The organism is Streptomyces sp. NPDC104367, assembly GCF_055583825.1.
Map to the genome: position 1 here is coordinate 81730 of NZ_JBVJND010000017.1, position 22415 is coordinate 104144.

21 protein-coding genes and 1 pseudogene are annotated in these 22415 nt (G+C 72.6%); 11 read left to right on the plus strand and 11 right to left on the minus strand.

Features of this window, described 5'->3' with window-relative positions; genetic code table 11:
- Positions 1–4 precede the first annotated feature (4 nt).
- From ACZ619_RS25215 to ACZ619_RS25235, 5 genes and pseudogenes are all read left to right on the plus strand, one after another.
- A complete protein-coding gene (locus ACZ619_RS25215) occupies positions 5–535 on the plus strand; it encodes an HAD domain-containing protein (protein ID WP_469603023.1) in 531 nt (176 codons plus the stop codon).
- Positions 536–538: 3 nt separating this feature from the next.
- Positions 539–1150, plus strand: coding sequence for a histidine phosphatase family protein (locus ACZ619_RS25220; protein WP_469603025.1), 612 nt, complete (start codon positions 539–541; stop codon positions 1148–1150).
- 104 nt (positions 1151–1254) lie between these two features.
- Positions 1255–1893 (plus strand): hypothetical protein, encoded by a 639-nt coding sequence (locus ACZ619_RS25225; RefSeq protein WP_469603028.1) that lies wholly within the window; start codon positions 1255–1257, stop codon positions 1891–1893.
- 40 nt (positions 1894–1933) lie between these two features.
- A pseudogene (locus ACZ619_RS25230) lies at positions 1934–2110 on the plus strand (thioesterase); the annotation flags it as partial.
- A 140-nt stretch (positions 2111–2250) separates the two neighbouring features.
- A complete protein-coding gene (locus ACZ619_RS25235; protein ID WP_469603030.1) occupies positions 2251–3057 on the plus strand; it encodes a chitosanase in 807 nt (268 codons plus the stop codon).
- On the opposite strand, the gene ACZ619_RS25240 is transcribed toward ACZ619_RS25235, so the two are convergent.
- The 8 genes from ACZ619_RS25240 to ACZ619_RS25275 form a co-directional block, all read right to left on the minus strand.
- Positions 3042–4370 carry a nucleobase:cation symporter-2 family protein gene (locus tag ACZ619_RS25240; protein WP_469603283.1) on the minus strand — a complete coding sequence of 443 codons (1329 nt, stop codon included), beginning with the start codon at positions 4368–4370 and terminating at the stop codon, positions 3042–3044. The two genes, ACZ619_RS25235 and ACZ619_RS25240, sit on opposite strands and share 16 nt — an antisense overlap.
- Before the next feature lie 276 nt (positions 4371–4646).
- Positions 4647–6023, minus strand: coding sequence for an 8-oxoguanine deaminase (locus ACZ619_RS25245; protein ID WP_469603033.1), 1377 nt, complete (start codon positions 6021–6023; stop codon positions 4647–4649).
- A gap of 130 nt (positions 6024–6153) precedes the next feature.
- A complete protein-coding gene (pucL, locus tag ACZ619_RS25250; protein ID WP_469603036.1) occupies positions 6154–7068 on the minus strand; it encodes a factor-independent urate hydroxylase in 915 nt (304 codons plus the stop codon).
- Between the two features lie 3 nt (positions 7069–7071).
- Positions 7072–7464 carry a hydroxyisourate hydrolase gene (gene uraH, locus ACZ619_RS25255; RefSeq protein ID WP_469603039.1) on the minus strand — a complete coding sequence of 131 codons (393 nt, stop codon included), beginning with the start codon at positions 7462–7464 and terminating at the stop codon, positions 7072–7074.
- A gap of 40 nt (positions 7465–7504) precedes the next feature.
- Entirely contained in the window at positions 7505–8014 is a 510-nt protein-coding gene (gene uraD / locus ACZ619_RS25260) for a 2-oxo-4-hydroxy-4-carboxy-5-ureidoimidazoline decarboxylase (RefSeq protein ID WP_469603042.1), read from the minus strand.
- Between the two features lie 170 nt (positions 8015–8184).
- Complete coding sequence (locus ACZ619_RS25265) at positions 8185–8553, minus strand: helix-turn-helix domain-containing protein (RefSeq protein ID WP_469603045.1); 369 nt, start codon at positions 8551–8553, stop codon at positions 8185–8187.
- Positions 8550–8804: a YkoF family thiamine-binding protein gene (locus tag ACZ619_RS25270; RefSeq protein WP_469603048.1), complete on the minus strand. Its 255-nt coding sequence runs from the start codon at positions 8802–8804 to the stop codon at positions 8550–8552. Before ACZ619_RS25270 ends, ACZ619_RS25265 begins: the two co-directional genes overlap by 4 nt.
- Before the next feature lie 163 nt (positions 8805–8967).
- Complete coding sequence (locus tag ACZ619_RS25275) at positions 8968–9486, minus strand: alpha-L-rhamnosidase C-terminal domain-containing protein (protein ID WP_469603286.1); 519 nt, start codon at positions 9484–9486, stop codon at positions 8968–8970.
- A 244-nt stretch (positions 9487–9730) separates the two neighbouring features.
- Between ACZ619_RS25275 and ACZ619_RS25280 the strand changes: the two genes are divergently transcribed.
- The 3 genes from ACZ619_RS25280 to ACZ619_RS25290 all read left to right on the plus strand — a co-directional run bounded on the left by ACZ619_RS25280 (position 9731) and on the right by ACZ619_RS25290 (position 12226).
- On the plus strand, positions 9731–10561 hold the full coding sequence (locus ACZ619_RS25280) for a TIM barrel protein (RefSeq protein ID WP_469603051.1): 831 nt from the start codon (positions 9731–9733) through the stop codon (positions 10559–10561).
- Between the two features lie 38 nt (positions 10562–10599).
- Entirely contained in the window at positions 10600–11490 is an 891-nt protein-coding gene (locus ACZ619_RS25285) for a 2-hydroxy-3-oxopropionate reductase (RefSeq protein ID WP_469603054.1), read from the plus strand.
- Positions 11491–11983: 493 nt separating this feature from the next.
- Positions 11984–12226, plus strand: coding sequence for a hypothetical protein (locus ACZ619_RS25290; RefSeq protein WP_469603056.1), 243 nt, complete (start codon positions 11984–11986; stop codon positions 12224–12226).
- A 147-nt stretch (positions 12227–12373) separates the two neighbouring features.
- On the opposite strand, the gene gcl is transcribed toward ACZ619_RS25290, so the two are convergent.
- Entirely contained in the window at positions 12374–14158 is a 1785-nt protein-coding gene (gene gcl / locus ACZ619_RS25295; protein WP_469603059.1) for a glyoxylate carboligase, read from the minus strand.
- Positions 14159–14356: 198 nt separating this feature from the next.
- Here gcl and ACZ619_RS25300 point away from each other — a divergent pair, with 198 nt between their 5' ends.
- Positions 14357–15199 carry a hypothetical protein gene (locus ACZ619_RS25300; protein WP_469603061.1) on the plus strand — a complete coding sequence of 281 codons (843 nt, stop codon included), beginning with the start codon at positions 14357–14359 and terminating at the stop codon, positions 15197–15199.
- An 11-nt stretch (positions 15200–15210) separates the two neighbouring features.
- On the opposite strand, the gene ACZ619_RS25305 is transcribed toward ACZ619_RS25300, so the two are convergent.
- Positions 15211–16824, minus strand: coding sequence for an AMP-binding protein (locus tag ACZ619_RS25305; RefSeq protein ID WP_469603063.1), 1614 nt, complete (start codon positions 16822–16824; stop codon positions 15211–15213).
- Complete coding sequence (locus ACZ619_RS25310) at positions 16821–18494, minus strand: AMP-binding protein (protein ID WP_469603066.1); 1674 nt, start codon at positions 18492–18494, stop codon at positions 16821–16823. The genes ACZ619_RS25305 and ACZ619_RS25310 overlap by 4 nt, the downstream gene beginning before the upstream one ends.
- Positions 18495–18616: 122 nt before the next feature.
- Between ACZ619_RS25310 and ACZ619_RS25315 the strand changes: the two genes are divergently transcribed.
- Positions 18617–19456, plus strand: a complete 840-nt coding sequence (locus tag ACZ619_RS25315) for a helix-turn-helix transcriptional regulator (RefSeq protein ID WP_469603069.1) — start codon at positions 18617–18619, stop codon at positions 19454–19456.
- A gap of 143 nt (positions 19457–19599) precedes the next feature.
- Positions 19600–22410 (plus strand): helix-turn-helix transcriptional regulator, encoded by a 2811-nt coding sequence (locus ACZ619_RS25320; protein ID WP_469603071.1) that lies wholly within the window; start codon positions 19600–19602, stop codon positions 22408–22410.
- Positions 22411–22415 lie beyond the last annotated feature (5 nt).

Consider the following 22415-nt stretch of genomic DNA (forward strand, 5'->3'; position numbering starts at 1 on the left):
TCCCATGACCCAGCGTCCGCTGCTCCTCCTCGACGTCGACGGCCCGCTCAACCCCTTCCGGGCCCCGTTCCTGCGGCATCGCGGGTACGTCACCCGCAGGCTGTGCCCGCAGGGCTGGTCGCCACCGCGCGGGCGCGGCTTCCGGCGGCCGGGCCGGGGACTGCGGGTGAGGCTGTGCCCGGGGCACGGGCCGCGGCTGCTCGCACTGCCGTACGAACTGGTGTGGGCCACCACCTGGATGCACCAGGCCAACGAGGTGATCGGGCCGGTCGTCGGGCTGCCCGAGCTGCCCGTCATCGAGTGGCCGGAGCTGTTCGCCAAGGACCCGGACGGGCTGTACTGGAAGACGCGGACGGTGGTGGAGTGGGCGGCCGGGCGGCCGTTCGTGTGGGTGGACGACATGGTCACCGAACGCGACGTACGCCATGTCGCGGACCGGCACGGCGGCCCGGCGCTGCTCCTTCCGGTCGATGCCCGGCACGGACTGCGGGCGCGTGACTTCGCCGAACTGGAGCGGTGGGCCCATAGCCTCTGAGGCATGGGTGATCTCCTTCTCGTCCGGCACGGTGAGACCGAGTGGTCACGGTCCGGGCGGCACACGGGCTGGACCGACGTACCGCTGACCGGGCACGGCCGGGCCGAGGCACGGGGGCTGGCGCCCCTGATCCGTGCGCGGCGGATCGACGCCGCGTTCGTCAGCCCGCTGCGACGGGCCCGGGAGACCGCCGAGCTGATCGGCGTGCCGGACGCCCGGGTCGACGGCGACCTGCGCGAGTGGGACTACGGCGGCTACGAGGGCGTGACCACAGCGGAGATCCAGCGCACCCGGCCGGACTGGTTCCTGTTCACGGACGGGGTCGCGCCCGGGCCGCCGGAGCATCCCGGCGAGACCCCGGAACAGGTCGGCGCACGCGCCGACCGCGTGCTGGCCAGGGCCGAGGCCGCCCTCACCGGCCCCGACGGGGTCGTCCTGCTGGTGGCCCACGGCCACTTCCTCCGCGTCCTGACCGCCCGTCGGCTCGGCCTGCCCCCCGCCGCCGGAGCCCTCTTCCAGCTCGCGACCGGAACACTGAGCCGGCTCGGCACGGAGCACGCCCGCCCGGTGATCGCGGGCTGGAACATCCGTCCGGGCGAACCGGGGGGATGCTGAGCCGGCCCTGCCCGCCGCCCGTCCCCGTCCCGTCCGTTGTCGGTACCCGGCCGTAACCTTCGAGGCAGGGGACGGGGCGAATCCGTACCGGGGAGGTGTCTGCCGTGGTCCGAGGGCTCAGTGCCGCGCAGCTGCGGGTGATCGGTGCCGCCGATCCGGTCACCGGGCGGCTGCGCGGGACCCCGGCGCAGTTGGCGGCGCTGGTGAGACGGGGGCTAGCCTTCCGGCACCCGAGGCCGCCGCACGACCACTTCCTGACGCCCGCGGGGCACCGGGTGCGGGAGGCACCGCAGCCCGCGCCACCGGGCGCGCACGGGCCCGACGGGGTGTCCGCCGAGCCGGACGGCGTGTTCGCCGCGCGCGTCGGCGGGGAGGAGCGCGCCGACAGCGGACCCGCGCGGGCGCGCGAGGTGCACAGTGCCTGGCAGGGGCTGCTGGAGCTGCGCCGGATGACCGGTCCCGACGGGTCCGTGGACCGGCCGTGCGGCTGGGAGCGTACGCACCTCGTGCGGGCCGCCGCGCTCGCCCTGGAGGCGGCCGGGCATCCGCCCGAGGGACCGGGCACCCCGGGCTACCGGGTACGGGCCACCCCGCAGCCGGAGGCGGTCGCCGTCTACGCGCCCGGCGGCGGGCCGCTGGCCGCCTGCGCGGCCACGCTGGAGCGGGCGGGGTGGCAGACCGGTGAGTACACGGAGCCGCGGACCGGAACGCGCTATCTGCTGGCATCCCCGCGCCGGGTGTGACGGGCGTGCCAGGATGCCGGAAGAGGATCAGTGCGTGGTGTGGGGCGGGGGCAAGACGTACCGGGTGCTCCAGTCGATCACGAAGGCGGACGGCACGCCGGCCGCCGAGGTCGAGGCGGTCGGCGGGCTGCTGGACCTGACGGCCCGCAGGCTGGTCGCCGTTCCGCGGGAGATCTTCGAGGAACTCACCGCGGAACCCGAGCTGTTCGGATTCTGAGGGGGCCGTGGACCGCACGGGCCCGTGCGGGCGCGGGCCGTCCGCCGAGTCACAGTGACTTCCTACCGGCGTCCCACGGCTTTCCCAAGGTGCCGCGCCAGTCTCAACTGCCTTTGACAGCCCGTCGCCAGGGAGATGCCGTGCCGATCCTGTCCAGAAGAGCCGCCCGTCGCAGTCTGCTCGCCGTGCTGGGGGCGGGGGTGCTGACCTCGTGGTGGCCCGCGGCACAGGCCGCCGACGCCGGGCTCGACGACCCGCTGAAGAAGGACATCGCGATGCGGCTGGTGAGCAGCGCGGAGAACTCCTCCCTCGACTGGCGGGCGCAGTACGAGTACATCGAGGACATCGGGGACGGGCGCGGCTACACCGGCGGGATCATCGGGTTCTGCTCCGGCACGAGCGACATGCTGGCCCTCGTCGGGCTGTACACCGAGTGGCACGCGGACAACCCTCTCGCGCCCTACCTCACCGCGCTGCGGGCGGTCGACGGCAGCGACAGCCACGAGGGACTGGATCCGGGCTTTCCCGCCGCGTGGCGCGAGGCGGCGCGGACGGCGGCCTTCCGCAGGGCGCAGCGCCACGAGCGGGACCGGGTCTACTTCGACCCGGCGGTCGGGCGTGCCAAGAAGGACGGTCTCGGCACGCTCGGCCAGTTCGTCTACTACGACGCGATGGTGATGCACGGCCCCGGCACGGACGCCGTCAGCTTCGGCGGCATCCGCCGGCGGGCCCGCGGCACCGCGGACACCCCGGCCGACGGCGGGAGCGAGCGCGCCTACCTGGACGCCTTCCTGGACGCCCGGGTGTGGGCGATGAAGCAGGAGGCCGCCCACAGCGACGTCAGCCGGGTCGAGACCGCCCAGCGGGTCTTCCTGGACGCGGGCAACCTCGACCTGGACGCCCCGCTCAAGTGGAAGGTGTACGGCGACGGTTACGAGATCGACTGAGGGGACACCAGGGGTACGGCCGCCTCCGCCGTACCCCTCCCCTCCGCGTGCCGCCGGCCCAGGTGGTTGAAGACCAGGTTGAGCAGGACGGCCGTCACGCAGCCCGTGGAGATGCCCGAGTCGAGGACGATGCGGGCGGTCTGCGGGAAGGCGTGGTAGAAGTCCGGCTCGGTGATCGGGACGATGCCGACGGCCAGCGAGACGGCCACGACCAGGACGTTGTCGCCCTTGTCCAGACCGGCCTTGACGAGGGTCTGGATGCCGCTGGCCGCCACCGAGCCGAACAGCACCACACCGGCGCCGCCCAGCACCGGCCGGGGTACGACGGCGATCAGCGAGGCCGCCGCCGGGCACAGCCCCATCAGCAGCAGGAACCCGCCGCCTGCCGCGACCACGAACCGGCTGCGGATGCGGGTCATCGCGACCAGGCCGATGTTCTGGGCGAAGGCGCTGCACATGAACCCGTTGAAGAGCGGGCTGATCGCCGAGCCGAGGGTGTCGGCGCGCAGCCCGGCCGCGATCGTCCGTTCGTCGGCGGGCCGTTCGACGATCTCGCCGAGCGCCAGCATGTCCGCGGTCGACTCGGTCATCGACACCACCATCACCACGCACATGGACAGGATCGCGGCGATCTGGAACTGCGGGGCCCCGAAGTGGAACGGGGTCGGGAAGCCGACGAGGTCCGCGTCGGCGACCGGCCCGAAGTCCGTGACGCCGAACGGGATCGCGACGAGCGTGCCCGCGCCCATGCCGATCAGGACGGCGATCTGCCGGGCGAAGCCCCGGGTGAGGCGGCGCAGGAGCAGCACGATCAGGAGGGTCGCGGCGGCCAGGCCCAGATACGTCGCCGAACCGTAGTCGGCCGCCGCCGGGTCGGGGCCCTGGGCCCAGCCGAAGGCGACCGGGAGCAGAGAGACGCCGATGAGGGTGATGACCGTACCCGTGACGACGGGCGGGAAGAAGCGGACGGCCTTGCCGAAGAAGGGGGCGGCGAGGAAGCCGAGGAGGCCGGCGACGATCACCGCGCCGAAGATGACGGGCAGGGCGTCGGAGCGGTCGTGGGTGGCGGCGGCTATCGCGGTCATCGGGGCGACCCCGGCGAAGGTGACGCCGTTGACGAAGGGCAACCGGGCGCCGATCCTCCAGACGCCGAGGGTCTGGAGGAAGGTGGCGAGGCCCGCGGTGAAGAGGCAGGCGCCGGTGAGGAAGGTCAGTTCGGTGCCGGACAGACCGATGGCGGCGCCGACGATCAGGGGCGGGGCGACGACCCCGGCGTACATGGCGGCCACGTGCTGGAGGCCGGTGGTCGCCATCTTCAGGGGCGGGAGTTTCTCGTCGACGGGATGCACTCGTTGCACTGCGGCTCTCCTCCGGTCGGTTACGCGTCGGCTCTGACACGGGTGTCTGGGAGGTGGTGCGGGTGATCCAGGTCGTGCGGGACCCGAGGAGGACGGTGACCGTTCCCGGGCGCGCACGACCGGCGTGCGCGCCCGGGGGACGGCCGCCGTGGACCCCGGCAGGGGTGCACGGCCACCGGCCGGGAGCCGTCCCTCCCGACCGGAACTCGTGTGCCTCGCGCAGGAGAGGCGTTACCGGGCGGAGAGCCGCGCCAGGCGCTGTGCCTCGGCCCGGGTGGAGCGCGCGATCGCGTCCTCGTCGACGTGCGACAGGCGGTTGTCCTCGACGATCTGACGGCCGTTCACGAAGGAGGCCGTGACCGGGGCGGCCGCGCCGAGGACCAGGGCGGTCACCGGGTCGGCGATGGAGGCGTGGGCGAGGGTGTCCAGCCGCCAGAGCACCAGGTCGGCCAGCTTGCCCGGTTCCAGGGAGCCGATCTGGCTCGCCCGGCCGAGGACCTGGGCGCCGCCGTAGGTGCCCAGGCGCAGCGCCCGGCGGGCGTCGAGGGCCGCTTCCCGGTGTGCGCCGAGGCGGTTGATGAGGAGCGCGTTGCGCAGTTCGGTGTGGAGTTCGCCGGACTCGTTGGACGCGGTGCCGTCGACGCCGAGGCCGACCGGGACGCCGGCGGCGAGCATGTCGGGGACGCGGGCGATGCCGGCGGCGAGCCGGGCGTTGGACGAGGGGCAGTGCGCCACGCCGGTCCCGGTGCGGGCGAACGCGGCGATGTCGGCGTCGTTCATGTGGACGCAGTGCGCCATCCACACGTCCTCGCCGAGCCAGCCGGTGGACTCGAAGTAGTCGGTGGGGCCCATGCCGAACAGTTCGTGGCAGAACTTCTCCTCCTCGACCGTCTCGGAGCCGTGCGTGTGCAGGCGCACGCCGAGACGGCGGGCCAACTCGGCTCCCTCGCGCAGGAGTTCGGTGGAGACGGAGAAGGGAGAGCAGGGTGCCACGGCCACCTGGGTCATCGCGTCGAAGGAGGCGTCGTGGTGCTCCTTGACGGTGGCCTCGGTGGCGGCGAGGGCGCCTTCGAGGGTCTCGACGGCGAAGTCCGGGGGCAGGCCGCCGTCCTTCTCGCTGCGGTCCATGGAGCCGCGGGCGAGGGTGAAGCGGACACCCGTCTCGCGGGCGGCGCGGATGATCGCGCCGGAGAGGTCGCCGGAGCCCTTCGGGAAGACGTAGTGGTGGTCCATGGCGGTGGTCACTCCGCCGCGGGCCATCATCGCGAGCGAGCCCTGCGCGGCCGCGTACACCATCGGCTCGTCGATGCGGGCCCACGTCGGGTAGAGCGCGACCAGCCAGTCGAAGAGGTTGTGGTCGGTGGCCAGGCCCCGGGTGATCCACTGGTAGTAGTGGTGGTGGGTGTTGACCAGGCCGGGGGTGACCAGGTGTCCGGTGGCGTCGATGCGCCGCTCGACGTTCTCCAGGCCCTCGGGTGCCCTGCCCGCGCCGAGCGACTCGATGCGGTTTCCGGCGATGACGACGTACCCGTCGGCGTACTCGGTGTCGTGGGCGTCGACGGTCGCGATCGAACAGTTCTCGATGACGGTGCGCCGGTCGGCTGCCATGATGCGTCCTTTTCGCTCAGTGGACTGGGAAGGAGGGCACGGCAGGACCCCGGGGGATTTGAGTGCCGCGGCCGGTCCGGAAGGTCGGGTCCGGAAGGTCACCGGCCGCGGGTGCCGAGTATGGAGTTGCTCAGAGGTTGGTGAGGTCCACCGGGATCCGCGCCTCGCAGCCGTCGCGCAGGACGGTCGCCTCGATCAGCCCGTAGGGCCGGTCGGCCGCGTAGTACACGGCACCGTCCTCGGTGGCGTTCTTCAGGCCGAACGGCTCCAGGTCCACCAGGAAGTGGTGCTTGTTCGGGAGCGAGAAGCGGACCTCGTCTATCTCGCCGCGGTGGTCGATGATCCGCGAACCCATCTGGTAGAGGGTCTGCTGGAGCGAGAGCGAGTACGTCTCGGCGAAGGCCTGGAGCAGGTGCTTCCTCGTCTGCTCGTAGGACCGGTCCCAGTCGGGCATCTGCCGCTCGTCGTCGGTCCAGTTGAACCGCCAGCGGGCGGAGACCTCGGTGGCCAGGATGCGGTCGTGGGCCTCGGGGAGCGTCGTGTACTTGTCCTTGACGTAGCCCCAGAACTCCGAGTCGGTCGAGTTCATCACGACCAGGTCCTTCAGCCCGGAGACGACCTCCCACGACTCACCGTCGTAGGTGATCTGGGTGAGCCTGGTCTCCTGGCCCTTGCGCACGAACGAGTGGGCCCCCATGCGGTCCCAATCGTACTCCTCGACGCGTATCCGGGCCCGGTGGATCGGTTCCTGCGAGTCCACGAAGTGGCGGGCCAGGTGGATGCCGAACTGCTCGGCGGACTCGATGCCGTGCTCCTTGGCGAACGCGTACACCGTGTTCTTCGTGGTGTCGGTCGGCAGCACGTTGGCGTTGGAGCCGGAGTAGTGGACCTCCTCCATGTCACCGCTCAGCGACACCGACACGTTGAGGTCCCTGATGTGGTGGGTGGCGCCGTCCCGCGTGATCTTCACGACCCGGTTCTCGGCCTTGCCGTACTGGTTCTGTCCCAGGACGGCAGGGCGGGCAGGGCGGGAATTGTCGGTCATTAGCTAGCTCCCTCGGTAAACGGAGTAGCCGAACGGGTTGAGCAGCAGCGGTACGTGGTAGTGCTCCCCGGGGTTCACGGCGAAGGTGACCGCCACCTCCGGGAAGAACACGGATCCGCTGTCCCGGTTCGCGGGGGCGTCCTGCTGCGCATCGGCTTGCTTCTTCTCGAGGTACGGCTCCACCGCGAAGTCGAGCCGTACGTGGGTGGTGCCCTCCGGCAGCGCCGGCAGGTCCTTGCACCGGCCGTCCGCGTCGGTCGCGCCGGCGCCGAGCGCCCGCCAGTCGGCCGCCGCGCCGGCACGGGCGCTGAGCCGGACGGCGACGCCCGCCGCGGGACGGCCGAGCGAGGTGTCCAGGATGTGCGTGGACACGGAGGCGGTGGTGCTGGTGCTCATGGTGTCAGGCGTCCTCTTCAGTCGGCGGTGACCGGTCGGTTCAGTCCGCTTCGACGAGCCGGGCCAGCCGGATGCGGTTGATCCTGCCCAGTTCGGTGCGGACGATCTCCCGTTCCCGTCCGGGCGGGTTGCCGATCCGCTCCCTGGCCGCGTCCCGCATCTCCTCGCCGGTGCGGCCGGTGGCGCAGATGAGGAAGACATGGCCGAACCGCTCCTGGTAGGCCAGGTTGAGTTCGAGCATCTCGGCCTTGAGTGCCGCGTCGGCGCCGGACATGCCGGCCTGTTCGCGGGCCGAGGTCGTGTCGCCCGGTTCGGGACGGCCGATCGGCGGGTGTCCGGCCATGGCCTCCGCCAGGTCGGCGGGGGTCAGTTCGGCCGTCGCCGTGTCACTGGCCGAGTAGAGGTCGTCGGGGGTGGCGTAGGGGCGGGCGGCGAGCAGGCGCCCGCCCCATGCGGTGGAGGCGCACGCCTCGTGGAGGGCGGCGAGCGCCGCGTGCTCCTCCAGAGCGTTGAACCGGGCCAGGCCCGGGGGCGTGGAAGTCGACGTCACGGGAGCCTCCGTGGCCGTGGGCGGCCTTCGTGCTGAACGGGCTGCCGTTAGCTAACGCCCTCCGGAACACCGCGTCAACACTTTGTTGAAAATTCCGCGTAACAACCCCCGGGCCCCGCCCGAGCCCTCGGCCACCCGCTCCGGACAGCCTCTCCGGACACCCGCTCCGGTCAGCTCTCCTTGTCGCGGTTGAGGTAGTTGTAGACGGTGAAGCGGCTCACCCCGAGCGCGCTCGCCACGGTCTCCACCCCGTGCCGCACCGAGAAGGCGCCCCGCGCCTCCAGGACCCGGACGACCTCCTGCTTGGCCTTGCGGTCCAGGTCGGCCAGCGGCCTGCCCCGCTTGCGCTCCATGGCGGCCAGGATGTGGTCGAGCGAGTCGGCGAGCTGCGGCAGCCGTACGGCGACCGCGTCGACGCCCTGCCAGGCGAGCACCACGTCGTCGGGGCCGGCCTCGTCGGGCGGCAGCATCTCCCCGCCCATGGCGTCGACCAGCGGCTTCACGGCCGTGATGAAGGGCTCGTCCGCGCGTCCGGTCACTTGTCGCCGCCCTCCCCGACCACGTTGACCTGGAGCGAGATCCGGGTCGCGCCGGCCTCCAGGGTCCTGCGCAGCAGCGCCTCCACGGCGGCGAGCACGGCGTCGGCGCCGCCTTCCGCCGTGTTCCCGAACGGCCCGACGTCCACCGCGTCCAGCTGCGCCCCCTCGACCACCTCACGGGCGACCAGCGCGTGCGCGGGGGCCTCGTCGAGGTCGAAGGGCTCGGTCGTGAACTCCACTCTCAATCGCACTGTACCCCCATGGCAAGGCTCTGACCTGCGCGTTCCCTCAGCCCTTCGACGGAGAGGGCACATCGGGGGGCCGTATTCCCCGGTCACCGCACGGAGCGCCCGGTCCACCGCCGCCCTTGCCCGTTCCGTCGGCTCAGGGAAGAGATGGCGTAAACATACAAGGTTATCGCGGTGCTGGTGTGCCCCGGCGGCTCCGACCACCGGCCCGGCCGCGGCGGTGGAGGAGGGTGGTGAGCACCTGTTCGACCGCCGCGAGCAGGGCGGGCTCCGCGAACAGCAGGGCCGTCCGCAGCGTCGAGCCCGCCTCGTAGCGGATCGCGCCGTCGAAGGCACGGGCCCGGTCGGGGTCCCGTTCCCCGATGACCTCCCGCACCGCTCGCAGCGCCTCCGGGTCGTCGACGAGGTGGGCCAGGTCGGTGTCGAGGCCGTGGCCGAGCTCGGCGACGGGGTGCACCGCCTCGGCGTAGGGCAGCGTCCAGACGGGGTGCACCGCCTCGGCGTAGGGCAGCGTCCAGGTGTGCCGGCCCGGACCCGCGTCCGGGCGTGGCGCGTCGGGCAGGACGACCTCGGCGGTGGTGTTGGGCGGGACCTGGGCCGAGACCACGAGGCTGCCGTCGGCGACGGTCCACTCGACGCTCGCCCTGCCGTAGGGCGTGAGCCGTTCGCTGCGGGCGTGGGTCAGACCCCGTCCGGGATCCTCGCGCGCAGTTCCCCGACGGCACGGACCTTGCCGGTGTCGACGTACTCACAGACCTTCTGGGCGATGGACTTCCCGACGCCCGGGATCTCCTGGAGCTCTTCGAGGCCGAGTCCCGCGACGTCGGCAGCACTTGACAGCCTTCCCCGACCACAGGCACTCTTCCATTGAGCCGAAATGAACTTCCGCAATACGGAAACACCTGCCACGGAAGGGAGCGCCGGCCCCGATGGGATTCGCAGCGCAGCGCTTCAACGTCAACCTGTCGATCCTCTTCACCGAACTCCCGCTCCTGGAACGCCCCGCGGCCGCCGCGGCGGCCGGCTTCGGCGCGGTCGAGCTGTGGTGGCCCTGGGTCGACTCCCCCACCCCCGAGCGGTCCCGGCTGGACGCCCTGAGGCGGGCGATCGAGGACGCCGGGGTCCGGCTCACCGGGCTGAACTTCTACGCCGGGCAACTGCCCGGACCCGACCGGGGCGCCCTGTCGATCCCCGGCGAGGAGTCGGAGCGGTTCCGCGCCAACATCGACGTGGCCGCCGGCTTCGCGCACTCCCTGGGCTGCACGGCGCTCAACGCCCTGTACGGCAACCGCGTCGACGGCGTGGACCCGGCCGAGCAGGACGCGCTGGCACTGGAGAACCTCGTCCTCGCGGCGCGGGCGGCCGACGGGATCGGCGCGGTGCTGCTGATCGAGGCGCTGAACCGGCCCGAGTCGCCGCACTACCCGCTGGTGTCGGCACCGGCCGCCGTCGCCGTCGTCGACCGGGTGAACGAGGCGACGGGACTGGGCAACGCGCGCTTCCTGATGGACCTCTACCACCTGTCCATGAACGGCGAGGACCTGCCGTCGGTGATCGAGCGCCACACGTCGAGCACCGGCCACGTCCAGATCGCCGACAACCCCGGCCGCGGCGCCCCCGGCACCGGAACCCTCCCCCTGGAGGACCTCCTAGACCGACTGCGGAAGGCGGGGTACGACGGCTGGATCGGTCTGGAGTACAAGCCGGGCGACCGGCCCAGCTCCGAGGCCTTCGAGTGGCTCCCGCGCGCGGCGCGCTGACCTACGACCCGGCAGAGCTGCCAGAGAGGCACCCCGATATGAGCACCCTTCCCAAGATCGCCTGGATAGGCCTCGGCATCATGGGCTCCCCCATGTCCGAGAACCTGCTCAAGGCGGGTTACGACGTCACGGGCTTCACCCTGGAGCAGGACAAGCTGGACCGGCTGGCCGCCGCCGGCGGCACCGCGGCCTCCTCGATCGCCGAGGCGGTCCGGGACGCCGACCTGATCGTCACGATGGTGCCCGCGTCGCCGCAGGTCGAGGCGGTCGCCTACGGCCCGGACGGCATCCTGGAGAACGCCAGGCCCGGTGCGCTGCTCGTCGACATGTCCTCCATCACCCCGCAGACCTCGGTGGACCTGGCCGAGGCCGCCGGGGCCAGGGGCATCCGCGTCCTGGACGCCCCGGTCTCCGGCGGCGAGGCCGGCGCCGTGGAGGCCGTGCTGTCCATCATGGTCGGCGGCGAACAGGCCGACTTCGACGCCGCGAAGCCGGTCTTCGAGGTGCTGGGCAGGACCGTCGTGCTGTGCGGTCCGCACGGCTCCGGACAGACCGTGAAGGCCGCCAACCAGCTGATCGTCGCCGTCAACATCCAGGCGTGCGCCGAGGCCGTGGTCTTCCTGGAGAAGTCGGGCGTGGACCTCGCGGCCGCGCTGGACGTGCTGGGCGGCGGGCTGGCCGGGTCGACCGTGCTGGCGCGGAAGAAGGACAACTTCCTGAACCGCGACTTCAGGCCGGGCTTCCGGATCGACCTGCACCACAAGGACATGGGCATCGTGACCGACGCGGCCCGCACCGTGGGCGCCGCGCTGCCCGTCGGCGCCGTGGTCGCCCAGCTGGTCGCCTCCCTGCGCGCGCAGGGCGACGGGGGCCTGGACCACTCCGCGCTGCTGCGCTCGGTCGAGCGCCTGTCCGGCGCGCGCGCCTGAGACCTCCGGGCCGCGGCGGCGCCGACATCTGTCCTGTCGCGCCCAGGCGGCGCCGCGGCCCGGAATCCACTTCGCCCAGGAAGACCCGGACGAAGACCCGGACGAAGACCCGGACCGATGAGCGGCCCGCGACCACCGGACGGCCCGGATGAGGAATGGCCGGCCGACGGCGGCGCGGGCGGGGCGAGGACCGCGGCGGCGTGCGAGCCAGTGCGGTGGTGAAGGAACCCGGCGCCCTTTCCGGCCAGAGGGAAGGACGCCCCGGCTTCCGTCGCACCCGCCGCGGTCCCAGCCCATACCCCACAGCACACCGAGCGCTCCCCTGCCGGGCCGGCCCCGGCGAGGGAGCGCTCAGCGCTGCCCCGGGCCGCAACCCGAAGCCGCCGAAGCCCGATGACGCCGGAGTGCTACGGCGCCGGAGCCCGATGACGCCGGAGTGCGACGGCGCCGTGTCCGGCGTGCGCGTCCGCTGTCCGGGCAGGAGTCTTGAGGCATGACAGCACATCCACCGACGCAGTTCCCGCACATCGTGGTGCACGCACCGGCCCTGGACGGGTCCCGGCGGGTCACCGAGGGGGACGTGACCCTGGGGATCGCCTCGCACCTGGACGACGTGGTCGAGATCCTGCGCATGGCCGACCTGGACCGGATCGAGGTCGAGGAGAGCGACCTCATCGAGTGGCAGGGCGGCGGGCCCGACGACTGGCCGGGGCTGACCGAGTACCCCGAAAGCTGACGAACCGCCCGAAGGCGGCGGCCGAACCTCAAATTATCCTCTGAACTCTGTTCAGGGCGCTTCGACCGCGGTATTCGGCGGGCATATTCACAGCGCACGGAGCCCGCCGGCACGGGGGCGGCGGGCTCCGTGTACGGACTCCCGGGGTCAGACCTTCAGCGTCCTGACGGACGTCGGCGCGTGGCCGGGCTCGGTCGCGGTCTCCTCGAACTCGACGACGGCGGAGATGTCGTTGGTGGTCGACATGGAGATGTCGGTGACGCGCTCCAGGATCGCCTCCACCACGACCGGCACCCGGTGCTCCGCGGCCAGCTTCCGGGCCCGCTCGAAGGCCGCGCCCAGCTCCGCCGGGTCGGTCACCCGGATCGCCTTGCAGCCCAGCCCCTCGGCGACCTTGACGTGGTCGACGCCGTAGACGCCGAGCTCGGGCGAGTTGATGTTCTCGAACTCCAGGTTGACCTGGAAGTCGATGTCGAACGCCCGCTGCGCCTGGCGGATCAGGCCCAGGTAGGAGTTGTTGACCAGCACATGGACGTACGGGATCCGGTGCTGCGCGCCGACCGCCAGCTCCTCCAGCATGAACTGGAAGTCGTAGTCGCCGGAGAGGGCGACCACCGACGCCTCCGGATCGGCCTTCGCCACGCCCAGCGCGGCCGGGATCGTCCAGCCGAGCGGGCCCGCCTGGCCGCAGTTGATCCAGTGCCGGGGCCGGAAGACGTGCAGCAACTGGGCGCCGGCGATCTGTGACAGACCGATCGTGGAGACGTACCGGGTCTCCGGGCCGAAGGCCTTGTTCATCTCCTCGTAGACGCGCTGCGGCTTGATCGGGACGTCGTCGAAGTGGGTACGGCGCTGGAGGGTCGCCCTCCTCTCCTGCGCGGCGGCGGCCCAGGCGGAGCGGTCGGGCAGCCCGCCGGCCGCCTTCAGCTCCACCGCCACCTCGACGAACAGCTCCAGCGCGGCCCGGGCGTCGGAGGCGATGCCGTAGTCGGGCGCGAAGATCCTGCCGATCTGGGTCGGCTCGACGTCGACGTGCACGAACGTCCGGCCGGCCGTGTAGACGTCCAGCCTGCCGGTGTGGCGGTTGGCCCAGCGGTTGCCGATACCGAGGACGAAGTCGGACTCCAGGAAGGTCGCGTTGCCGTAGCGGTGCGAGGTCTGCAGGCCCACCATGCCGGCGTTCAGCTCGTGGTCGTCGGGCAGGACGCCCCAGCCCATCAGGGTCGGGACGACCGGAATGCCGGTCAACTCGGCGAACTCCACGAGGAGTTCCGCGGCATCGGCGTTGATGACCCCGCCGCCGGCGACGATCAGGGGGCGCTCGGACGCGTTCAGCATCCCGATCGCCTTCTCGACCTGGGCGCGGGTGGCGGCCGGCTTGTAGACGGGCAGGGGCTCGTACGTCTCGGGGTCGAACTCGATCTCGGTGAGCTGGACGTCGACGGGCAGGTCGACCAGGACCGGACCGGGGCGGCCGGAGCGCATCAGGTGGAAGGCCTGCTGGAAGACGCCCGGGACCTGGGCGGCCTCCAGCACGGTGACCGCCATCTTCGTCACCGGTCCGGCGATCGCGGCGATGTCGACGGCCTGGAAGTCCTCCTTGTGGATCACCGCGGTCGGGGCCTGGCCGGTGATGCAGAGGATCGGGACGGAGTCGCCGGTGGCCGAGTAGAGGCCGGTGATCATGTCGGTGCCCGCGGGGCCGGAAGTGCCGATGCAGACGCCGATGTTGCCGGCGCGTGTACGGGTGTAGCCCTCGGCCATGTGCGAGGCGCCCTCGACGTGGCGGGCGAGGGTGTGGTGGATGCCGCCGGAGGCTTTGAGTGCCGCGTAGAAGGGGTTGATCGCCGCGCCGGGCACACCGAACGCGTCGGTGACGCCCTCGCGCTTGAGGATCTCAACTGCCGCGCGGGCAGCGGTCATACGAGCCATCGAGAACTCCTGCTTTCGGCTGTCGGATGCCTGCTCCCGGCGCGCCCCGCGGTGAGCAAAGATTCCACATTGCGGAAACTAACTTCTATTATCTGAAATCAATGTAGGTGTGGCGGCGAACGTCGTCAAGGGACGGACAACCGGCCACCGACAGGAGCACGATGGGACGGCTGAACCGATGCGACGGCTGGGGTGGCCATGTCCGAGAGCGTGCCGGTGCGCTGTCCGGCCTGTCGGCGCGAGCACGTCTACATCGCGCCGTCCTACCCCTGCGCCTGCGGCGCGCCGGTCACCCCGCGGCTGGACGGCACGGCCGAGCCGACCGTCGTGGCCCACCGCGCCTGGGACGAGGACTGGGTCACCGTCAGCTGCACGTCCTGCCCCCGCCAGGACCAGTGGCCGCACCCGGAACTCGGCTGCCCCTGCGGCGCGACCCTGCGCATCCCGATCACCGACACGGCGACACCGGACGGTGCCACGGCCGGTTCAGGGACACCGGCCGAATCAGGGACACGGGCCGATTCAGGGACACCGGCCGAACCAGGGTCCGGCCCCGGCTCCGCGCCGGGCACGGAGGCCGGGGTCGAGGCCGGGGTCGAGGCAGAGGCCGAGGCCGGGGCGGGAGCGGCGGGTGGGGTCGAGGGGCGGGGTGGAGGTGGGCGGGTGGGGTTCCGGTCCGTTGTCATTCGTAGCGGCCGGGACGCGGTCACCGCCGCCGCGCTCTATCTGCGCTGGCTGGGCTACCGGGACATCCGCCGCGCCGACCAGCGGCCGCCGTCCGGCGTCGGACTGGCCGCGCGCGGGCTCGTCGCCCAGGTGGACCCCGCCGTCCGGCAGGCCTCGCGGCGGGACGTGGAGTGCCTGTGGCTGACGGCGATGACCGAGGACTCCGGCTGCGTCTACTTCTCGCTGGCCGGATACGCCGAGGACGCCCGCGCCTGCGCGGACGCCCTCGGGATACCGCTGTTCGTGCTGGACCTCACGGGGACGCCGGAGCCCGTGAACGGGGCGGCCGGCGAGATGGACGCGAGGGGCGGGTAGGGCGCTTCGCGCTACCGCGCCCGGTACCGCTCCCTCAGTTCGATCTTCCGCACCTTCCCCGACACCGTCATCGGGAACGCCTCCAGGATCTGGACACGGCTCGGCACCTTGTAGTGCGCCAGCCGGCCCTCGCAGAACGCGCGGAGCTCCTCCAGGGTGAGCGGGTCCGCCGGATCGTGCGGGACGACACAGGCGAGGACCTCCTCGCCGTACCGCTCGTGCGGCACCCCGACGACCTGGACGTCACGGATCTTCGGGTGGCCGTAGAGGAACTCCTCGATCTCGCGCGGGTAGACGTTCTCGCCACCCCGGATGATCATGTCCTTGATCCGGCCGACGATCTCCACGTACCCGTCCTCGCGCATCAGCGCCAGGTCCCCGGTGTGCATCCAGCGCCCGGGGTCGACCGCCTCCGCCGTCTTCCCGGGTTCGTTCCAGTAGCCGAGCATCACGCTGTAGCCCCGGGTGCACAGCTCACCCGCCGTACCGCGCGGCAGGGTGACCCCGGTGGCCGGGTCGACGACCTTGACCTCCAGGTGCGGCAGCACCCGGCCGACCGTGCCGGTGCGGTGCTCCAGGTCGTCCTCGATCCGGGTCTGGAGCGAGACCGGGCTGGTCTCGGTCATGCCGTAGCAGATGGAGACCTCCGCCATGTGCATCTCGGCGACCACCCGCTTCATCACCTCCACCGGGCAGGGCGAGCCCGCCATGATGCCGGTGCGCAGCGTGGAGAGGTCGTACGACGCGAAGTCGGGGAGGTTCAGCTCCGCGATGAACATGGTCGGCACGCCGTACAGCGAGGTGCACCGCTCCTGCTGGACCGCCGCCAGGGTGGCCCTCGGTTCGAAGGACGGCGCCGGGATGACCATGCAGGCCCCGTGCGAGGTGGCGGCCAGGTTCCCCATCACCATGCCGAAGCAGTGGTAGAAGGGGACCGGGATGCAGATCCGGTCCTGCTCGCCGTAGGCGACCAGCTCTCCCACGAAATAGCCGTTGTTGAGGATGTTGTGATGGGAGAGGGTGGCCCCCTTCGGGAAGCCGGTCGTGCCCGAGGTGTACTGGATGTTGATCGGGTCGTCGCAGGACAACTCGGCCGACCGCGCGAGGAGTTGCGCGCGCAGCTCGTCCGTACCGCGGGCCGTGAACGCGTCCCAGCCCGGGTCCCCGATGTAGACGGTCTCCCGCAACTCGGGGCACCGGCCCCGCACTTCCTCCACCATCGCCCGGTAGTCGCTGCTCTTGTGCGCGACGGACGCGAACAGCAGCGAGATGCCGGCCTGGTTGAGGACGTACTCGACCTCATGGGTGCGGTAGGCCGGGTTGATGTTGACCATCACGGCACCGATCCGGGCGGTGGCGTACTGGACCAGCACCCACTCCGCGCAGTTGACCGCCCAGATGCCCACCCGGTCGCCCTTGGCGACCCCGCCGGCGAGCAGCGCGCACGCCAGCCGGTCGACGTCGGCGGCGAATCGAGCGTACGTCCAGCGCCGCCCGGACGCCACGTCCACGAGCGCCTCGCGGTCCGGCCAGGCGGCCACGGCCCGGTCGAGGTTGGCGCCGATCGTGTCGCCGAGCAGGGCGGTGCCGCCGACGCCGTGCGCGTACGAGGACTCCGCGGTCACCGGAAGTCCTCCTCTCGGTACTCGTCCGCCGAACCCCCGGCCGTGGCCTCGCGCAGCTCGATCCGCCGGATCTTGCCGGACACGGTCTTGGGCAGCGGGGCGAACTCCAGCCGGCGGACACGCTTGTACGGCGCCAGGACCTTCCGGGAGTGCTCGAAGAGCACCTTCGCGGTGTCCGGGCCCGGCTCCCAGCCCGCCGCCAGCACGATGTACGCCTTGGGTACGGCCAGACGCAGCTCGTCCGGCGCCGGGACGACGGCCGCCTCGGCCACCGCCTCGTGCTCCAGGAGCGCGCTCTCCAGCTCGAAGGGGCTGATCTTGTAGTCGGACGCCTTGAACACGTCGTCGGCGCGGCCGACGTAGGTGATGTAGCCGTCCTCGTCCCGGGAGCCGATGTCACCGGTGCGGTAGTAGCCGCCGGCCATCGCCTCCGCCGTACGGTCCGCGTCCCCGTGGTAGCCGGTCATCAGGCCCACCGGCCGCGCCGACAGGTCGAGGGCGATCTCGCCCTCCGCCGCCCCCGGCGCGCCCGAGACCGGGTCCAGCAGCTCCACCCGGTAGCCGGGGCTCGGCCGTCCCATCGACCCGGTCTTCAGCGACTGCCCGGGGCTGTTGGAGACCTGTACGGCGGTCTCCGTCTGCCCGAAGCCGTCCCGGATGGTCACCCCCCAGGCCCGCCGGACCTGCTCGATCACCTCGGGGTTGAGCGGCTCGCCGGCCGCCACGACCTCGCGGGGCGGGGTCCGCAGCTGCGTCAGATCGGCCTGGATCAGCATCCGCCAGACGGTCGGCGGGGCGCAGAAGGAGGTCACCCCGGCCCGGTCCATCTCGGCCATCAGACGGCCCGCGTCGAAGCGCGCGTAGTTGTGGATGAAGACCGTGGCCTGCGCGTTCCACGGCGCGAACAGGTTGGACCAGGCGTGCTTGGCCCAGCCCGGCGAGGAGATGTTGAGGTGCACGTCACCGGGCTTGAGGCCGATCCAGTACATGGTGGCCAGATGCCCGATGGGGTACGAGGTGTGGGTGTGCTCGACGAGCTTGGGGTGGGCGGTGGTGCCCGAGGTGAAGTAGAGCATCAGCGGGTCGTCGGCGAGCGTCGGCCCGTCCGGCCGGAACCCGGCGGGAGCGGTGTACGCGTCCTCGTACGCCTGCCAGCCGGCCACCGGTGTCCCGCCCACCGCGATCCGGGTGTACCTCCCGGGCACCTCGGCGAACTTGGCGGCGTCCTCGGCGCGCACGATCACGTGCCTGACCCGGCCCCGTTCGACGCGGTCGCGCAGGTCGGCGGGGCCGAGCAGCGGGGTCGCCGGGATGACGACCGCGCGCAGCTTCATCGCGGCCAGCGCGGTCTCCCACAGCTCGGCCTGGTTGCCGAGCATGACGAGGATGCGGTCCTCCGCGCGCACGCCCCGCGCGCGCAGGTGGTTCGCGACCCGGTCGGAGCGCTCGGCCAGCCGGGCGAAGGACAGCTTCGTCTCCGAGCCGTCCTCCTCGACGATGTGCAGGGCGGTGCGGTCGTTGCCCTCGGCGATGACGTCGAACCAGTCCAGTGCCCAGTTGAAGCGGTCCGGACGCGGCCATGCGAAACCCTGGTAGGCGGTGGCGTAGTCCGTGCGGTGTTCCAGCAGGAAGTCCCGTGCCCTGCGGAATTCCTCCGTCGCCCCTGTCATCAGCGTCCTCCTCAGTACCGGACCATTGCCGGGCGGCTCTCTGGCATCGTGTAATCCGTGATGCAGGTCTCACTACCCCCGAACGGGGGTGTGGGCAGCACAGAGCCGGGTTCGAAGGGGCAATGCAGGTGGCAGCAGAGGTCGCGGGGGCGGTGGAGATTCACGGTGCGCTGGCCAGACTCCGGCGCACCACCGGGCTCCCGATCGCCTTCGGCGGGCTGGTCGAGGCGGGCCGCACCCAGGTGCGGATCAGCGAGCTGAGCGGCACCCACACGGCCGCGCTGCGCTCGCTCGCGGTGACCTCGGGGAACGGTCTGGGCGGCAAGGCGGTCGCGCTGGCCCGCCCGTGCGCGGTCACCGACTACTCCGTCTCCCGGCAGATCAGCCACGAGTACGACGTCCCGGTGGCGGCCGAGGGCATCCGCTCGGTGCTCGCGGTGCCGGTGGTGGTCCGGCGCCGGGTGCGGGGCGTGCTCTACGCCGCGCTGCGCTCCGCCCAGCAGCTGGGCGACCGCACGCTCGGCGCGGCGGTCGCGGCGGCCCGGGACGTGGAACAGGCCCTGGTCGTCCAGGACGAGGCCCGCGGGCTGCTGGCCGCGGCGCGGCCGGAGCCCGCCGCCGTGTCCGACCCGGGGGCCGCCTGGGAGCAGGTGCGGGAGGCGCACGCCGCGCTGCGGGCGCTGGCGCCGCGCATCACCGACCCCGGGCTGCGCGCCGAACTGCTCGCCGCCTGCGGCCTGCTGACCACGCCGGCGCCCCAGGCCCGGACGGCCCTGGCCCCGCGGGAGCTGGACGTGCTGTCCTGGGTGGCGGCCGGCGCGACCAACGCGGCGGTGGCCGAACGGCTGGGGCTGCGGCCGGAGACGGTCAAGGGCTATCTGCGCTCGGCGATGCGGAAACTGGGCGCGCACACGCGGGGGGAGGCGGTGTCGGCGGCTCGTCGGACGGGGTTGTTGCCGTAGCGGAGGGGACCCATTCCATTCATGCGGACGCGCTGTGAATTTCCTTCTGCCGGACCGCTGTTATGTGCCTCACCACTGTGTCCGTCCGAATTTCAGGGTTCATTGCCTAGAATTTGGCCTGGACACGACTCAGGAGGGGAGCGGTGACCGTGCGACGGGACTTCCAGGAGCCTGCCAGATGCCGTCCCGACCTGGTCATCGGCCGGGCGGAGCTGGTCACGGCCGCCCGGGAGCAGCTCGCCTCGGGGGGCAGTGTGCTCCTGCACGGGCCCGCCGGAATAGGCAAGTCGACCGTTCTGAGGGCGCTGGACGCGGAATACTCCGGCGCCGCCCGCACCGTCCTGCGCTGCTCGGCGACCGAGTCCGAATCCCACCTTCCCTTCCTCGCGCTCGCCGACCTCTTCGGCCTGGTCCTCGACCAGGTGGCCCCGCGGCTGCCCGGCGCCCAGCGCACCGCCCTGGAGTCCGCGCTCACCGGCCGCGGCGAGTCCACCCTCCAGCGCGACGGCCTCGCCCTGCGGCTGGCGGTGCTGTCCGCGCTGCGCGCGCTGGCCGCCGAGGGCCCGGTGCTCATCATCGCCGACGACCTCCAGTGGCTGGATCCGGCCAGCGCCGAACTCCTCGGCTTCGCCGCCCGCCGCCTCGGCGGCACCCCGGTCCAGCTGCTGTGCGCGGTCCGCACGGAGGGCCAGGAGTACGACCGCCACCTGCGCTCGTCGCCGCCGGACACCGTCGCCGTACGCCTCGGACCGCTCTCCCGCAGGCAGGTCTCCGAACTGCTCGACCACCGCGGGCACGCCGGACTGACCCGGGCCGCGGTCCGGGAGATCCACCGCACCAGCGGCGGCAACCCGCTGTTCGCCCTGGAACTGGGCCGCGCCCTCGCCGAGAACCCGACCCCGCCCCGGCCGGGCGAGCCGCTGCCGGTGCCGACCTCGCTGCGCGCCCTGGTGCTCAGCCGGCTCGACATGCTCTCCGTCGAGGCCCGCCGCACCCTGCTGGTCGCCAGCGCCGGGGCCCGCCCCACCCATGCCCTGCTGCACGCGGCCGGCCGGGAGAGCGCCGAGGCCGAGTGCGCCCAGGCGGCCGAACTCGGGCTGCTGGCCACCGAGCCGGAGGGGCCGGCCGTACGGTTCGCGCACCCCCTGATATCCGCCGCGCTGTACGCCGAGGCGCCCGCGCAGGAGCGCCGGGCCGCGCACGCGGCACTGTCGACGGCCGCCTCCGACCCGATCGAACGGGCCCGGCATCTGGCCCTGGCCACCACCGGCACCGACCCCGGGGTCGCCGCGCAGCTCGCCGAGGCCGCCGCCCAGGCCCGCGACCGGGGCGCGCCCTCGGTGGCCGCGCAGATCGGGCTGCTCGCCGCCCGGCACACCCCCGGCGACAACGCGCCCACCCCGGACGAACGGCGGCTGCTGGCCGCCGAGGACGCGATCAGCGCCGGCGAGATCGACCTCGCCCAGGACATCGCCCGCGAGGTGCTCACCCGGGCCACCCGTCCGGTGGACCGGGTGCGGGCCTGGATCCTGGTGATCGACTCCGCGGGCCACACCATGACCGAGGTCGACGCGGCCTTCCCGCACGCCCTCGCCGACGCCGGCGACGACCCGGAGCTGCTCGGCAAGGTCCACTACCAGCTGGCCTGGCGGGCACTGATCGTGGAGGGCGACTTCACCGAGGCCCGGCAGGCGGCGGGGCACTCCGCCGACCTCGCGGCGCAGGGCGGCGACCGGCGCACCGAACTGCTCGCCCTCTCCCTCCAGGCCCAGGTCGAGACGCTGATGGGCCATCCGGCCGCGCCGGTCACCATCAAGCGTGCGCTCAAGGAGCCGCAGGACCCGGACGTCTCCTGCCACCACAACGGGGCGGGCAGCGCCCGGTTCCGCTGGCTGGTGATGGGCGACCAGCTGGCCGAGGCGCGGACCACCGTCACCGCGCTGCTGCGCGAGGTGCGCCGGCGCGGCCAGCTGGAGTCCGAGGTGCACTTCCTGCGCGGGCTGGCCGAGACCGAGCTGCGCTCCGGGCACTGCGGCCGCGCGCTCGACCTGGCCCGGGAGGGCCTGCACCTCGCCCACGACTGCGGGATCGGCGAGACCGCCTCCGCGATGCTCACCTCTTTGGCGGAGGCCTCCGGCGGCGACGTGGACCGGGGCCTGGTGCTGGCCCGGGAGGCGGTGGAGCACGCCGAGCAGGACGGCGACACCATGTATCTGTCCCGGGCGCTGGGCGCCCTCGGGCACGCCCAGTTGGTGGCGGGCGACCCGGCGGGCACCGTCCGCTCGCTGCGCCGGGTGCGGGAGCTGGAGCAGAGCCTCGGCATCACCGACCCGGCGCGCGGCCGGTGGCAGGGCGACCTCGCGGAGGCACTCGTACGGGTGGGTGAACCGGCCGAGGCGCAGGACGTCATCGACGTCACCCGGGAGCACGCGCTCCGGCTCGGCCGGGAGAGTGTCCTCGCCGCCCTCGACCGGGCCGAGGCGCTCGTCCGCGCGGCGCACGGGAACCACGAGGCGGCGGTCGCCCAGCTGACCTCCGCTCAGGACCGGTTCGCCAAACTGGGCTACGGCCTGGAGGAGGCCCGGGCCGCGTTCGCGCTGGCCTCGTTGGGCGACCAGCGCTCCCCGACGGTGTACGACGAGGCGACCCGGCTGTTCCGGCGGTGCCGGGCGCTGCCGTGGCTGCGGCAGGTGGACGAGGCCGTCTCGGCGCCGGAGCCCGCGGTCCGGGCACCGGCCGAGCCGGCCGAGCCGGCCGTCCTGGAGGGGCTGGCCACGATGGAGCGTCAGGTGGCCGCGCTGGTCATGGAGGGAGCCACCAACCGGGAGATCGCCGCACGGCTGTTCATCAGTGTCAAGACGGTGGAGGCGACGCTCACCCGCGTCTACCGCAAGCTGGGCATCCGATCGCGCGTGGACATAGTCCGTTTGGCCGCAGGGCGGCGCGCGAAGTGAGAGCG

What these genes read in the sequence shown, in the direction of transcription:
- gcl (WP_469603059.1), bottom strand. Translation starts at nt 14,158, where the DNA reads ATGGCTCGTATGACCGCTGCCCGCGCGGCAGTTGAGATCCTCAAGCGC.
- ACZ619_RS25215 (WP_469603023.1), top strand. Translation starts at nt 5, where the DNA reads ATGACCCAGCGTCCGCTGCTCCTCCTCGACGTCGACGGCCCGCTCAAC.
- ACZ619_RS25290 (WP_469603056.1), top strand. Translation starts at nt 11,984, where the DNA reads ATGACAGCACATCCACCGACGCAGTTCCCGCACATCGTGGTGCACGCA.
- ACZ619_RS25315 (WP_469603069.1), top strand. Translation starts at nt 18,617, where the DNA reads ATGCAGGTGGCAGCAGAGGTCGCGGGGGCGGTGGAGATTCACGGTGCG.
- ACZ619_RS25240 (WP_469603283.1), bottom strand. Translation starts at nt 4,370, where the DNA reads ATGGCGACCACCGGCCTCCAGCACGTGGCCGCCATGTACGCCGGGGTC.
- ACZ619_RS25280 (WP_469603051.1), top strand. Translation starts at nt 9,731, where the DNA reads ATGGGATTCGCAGCGCAGCGCTTCAACGTCAACCTGTCGATCCTCTTC.
- uraH (WP_469603039.1), bottom strand. Translation starts at nt 7,464, where the DNA reads ATGAGCACCAGCACCACCGCCTCCGTGTCCACGCACATCCTGGACACC.
- ACZ619_RS25310 (WP_469603066.1), bottom strand. Translation starts at nt 18,494, where the DNA reads ATGACAGGGGCGACGGAGGAATTCCGCAGGGCACGGGACTTCCTGCTG.
- ACZ619_RS25245 (WP_469603033.1), bottom strand. Translation starts at nt 6,023, where the DNA reads ATGGCAGCCGACCGGCGCACCGTCATCGAGAACTGTTCGATCGCGACC.
- pucL (WP_469603036.1), bottom strand. Translation starts at nt 7,068, where the DNA reads ATGACCGACAATTCCCGCCCTGCCCGCCCTGCCGTCCTGGGACAGAAC.
- ACZ619_RS25285 (WP_469603054.1), top strand. Translation starts at nt 10,600, where the DNA reads ATGAGCACCCTTCCCAAGATCGCCTGGATAGGCCTCGGCATCATGGGC.
- ACZ619_RS25220 (WP_469603025.1), top strand. Translation starts at nt 539, where the DNA reads ATGGGTGATCTCCTTCTCGTCCGGCACGGTGAGACCGAGTGGTCACGG.
- ACZ619_RS25300 (WP_469603061.1), top strand. Translation starts at nt 14,357, where the DNA reads ATGTCCGAGAGCGTGCCGGTGCGCTGTCCGGCCTGTCGGCGCGAGCAC.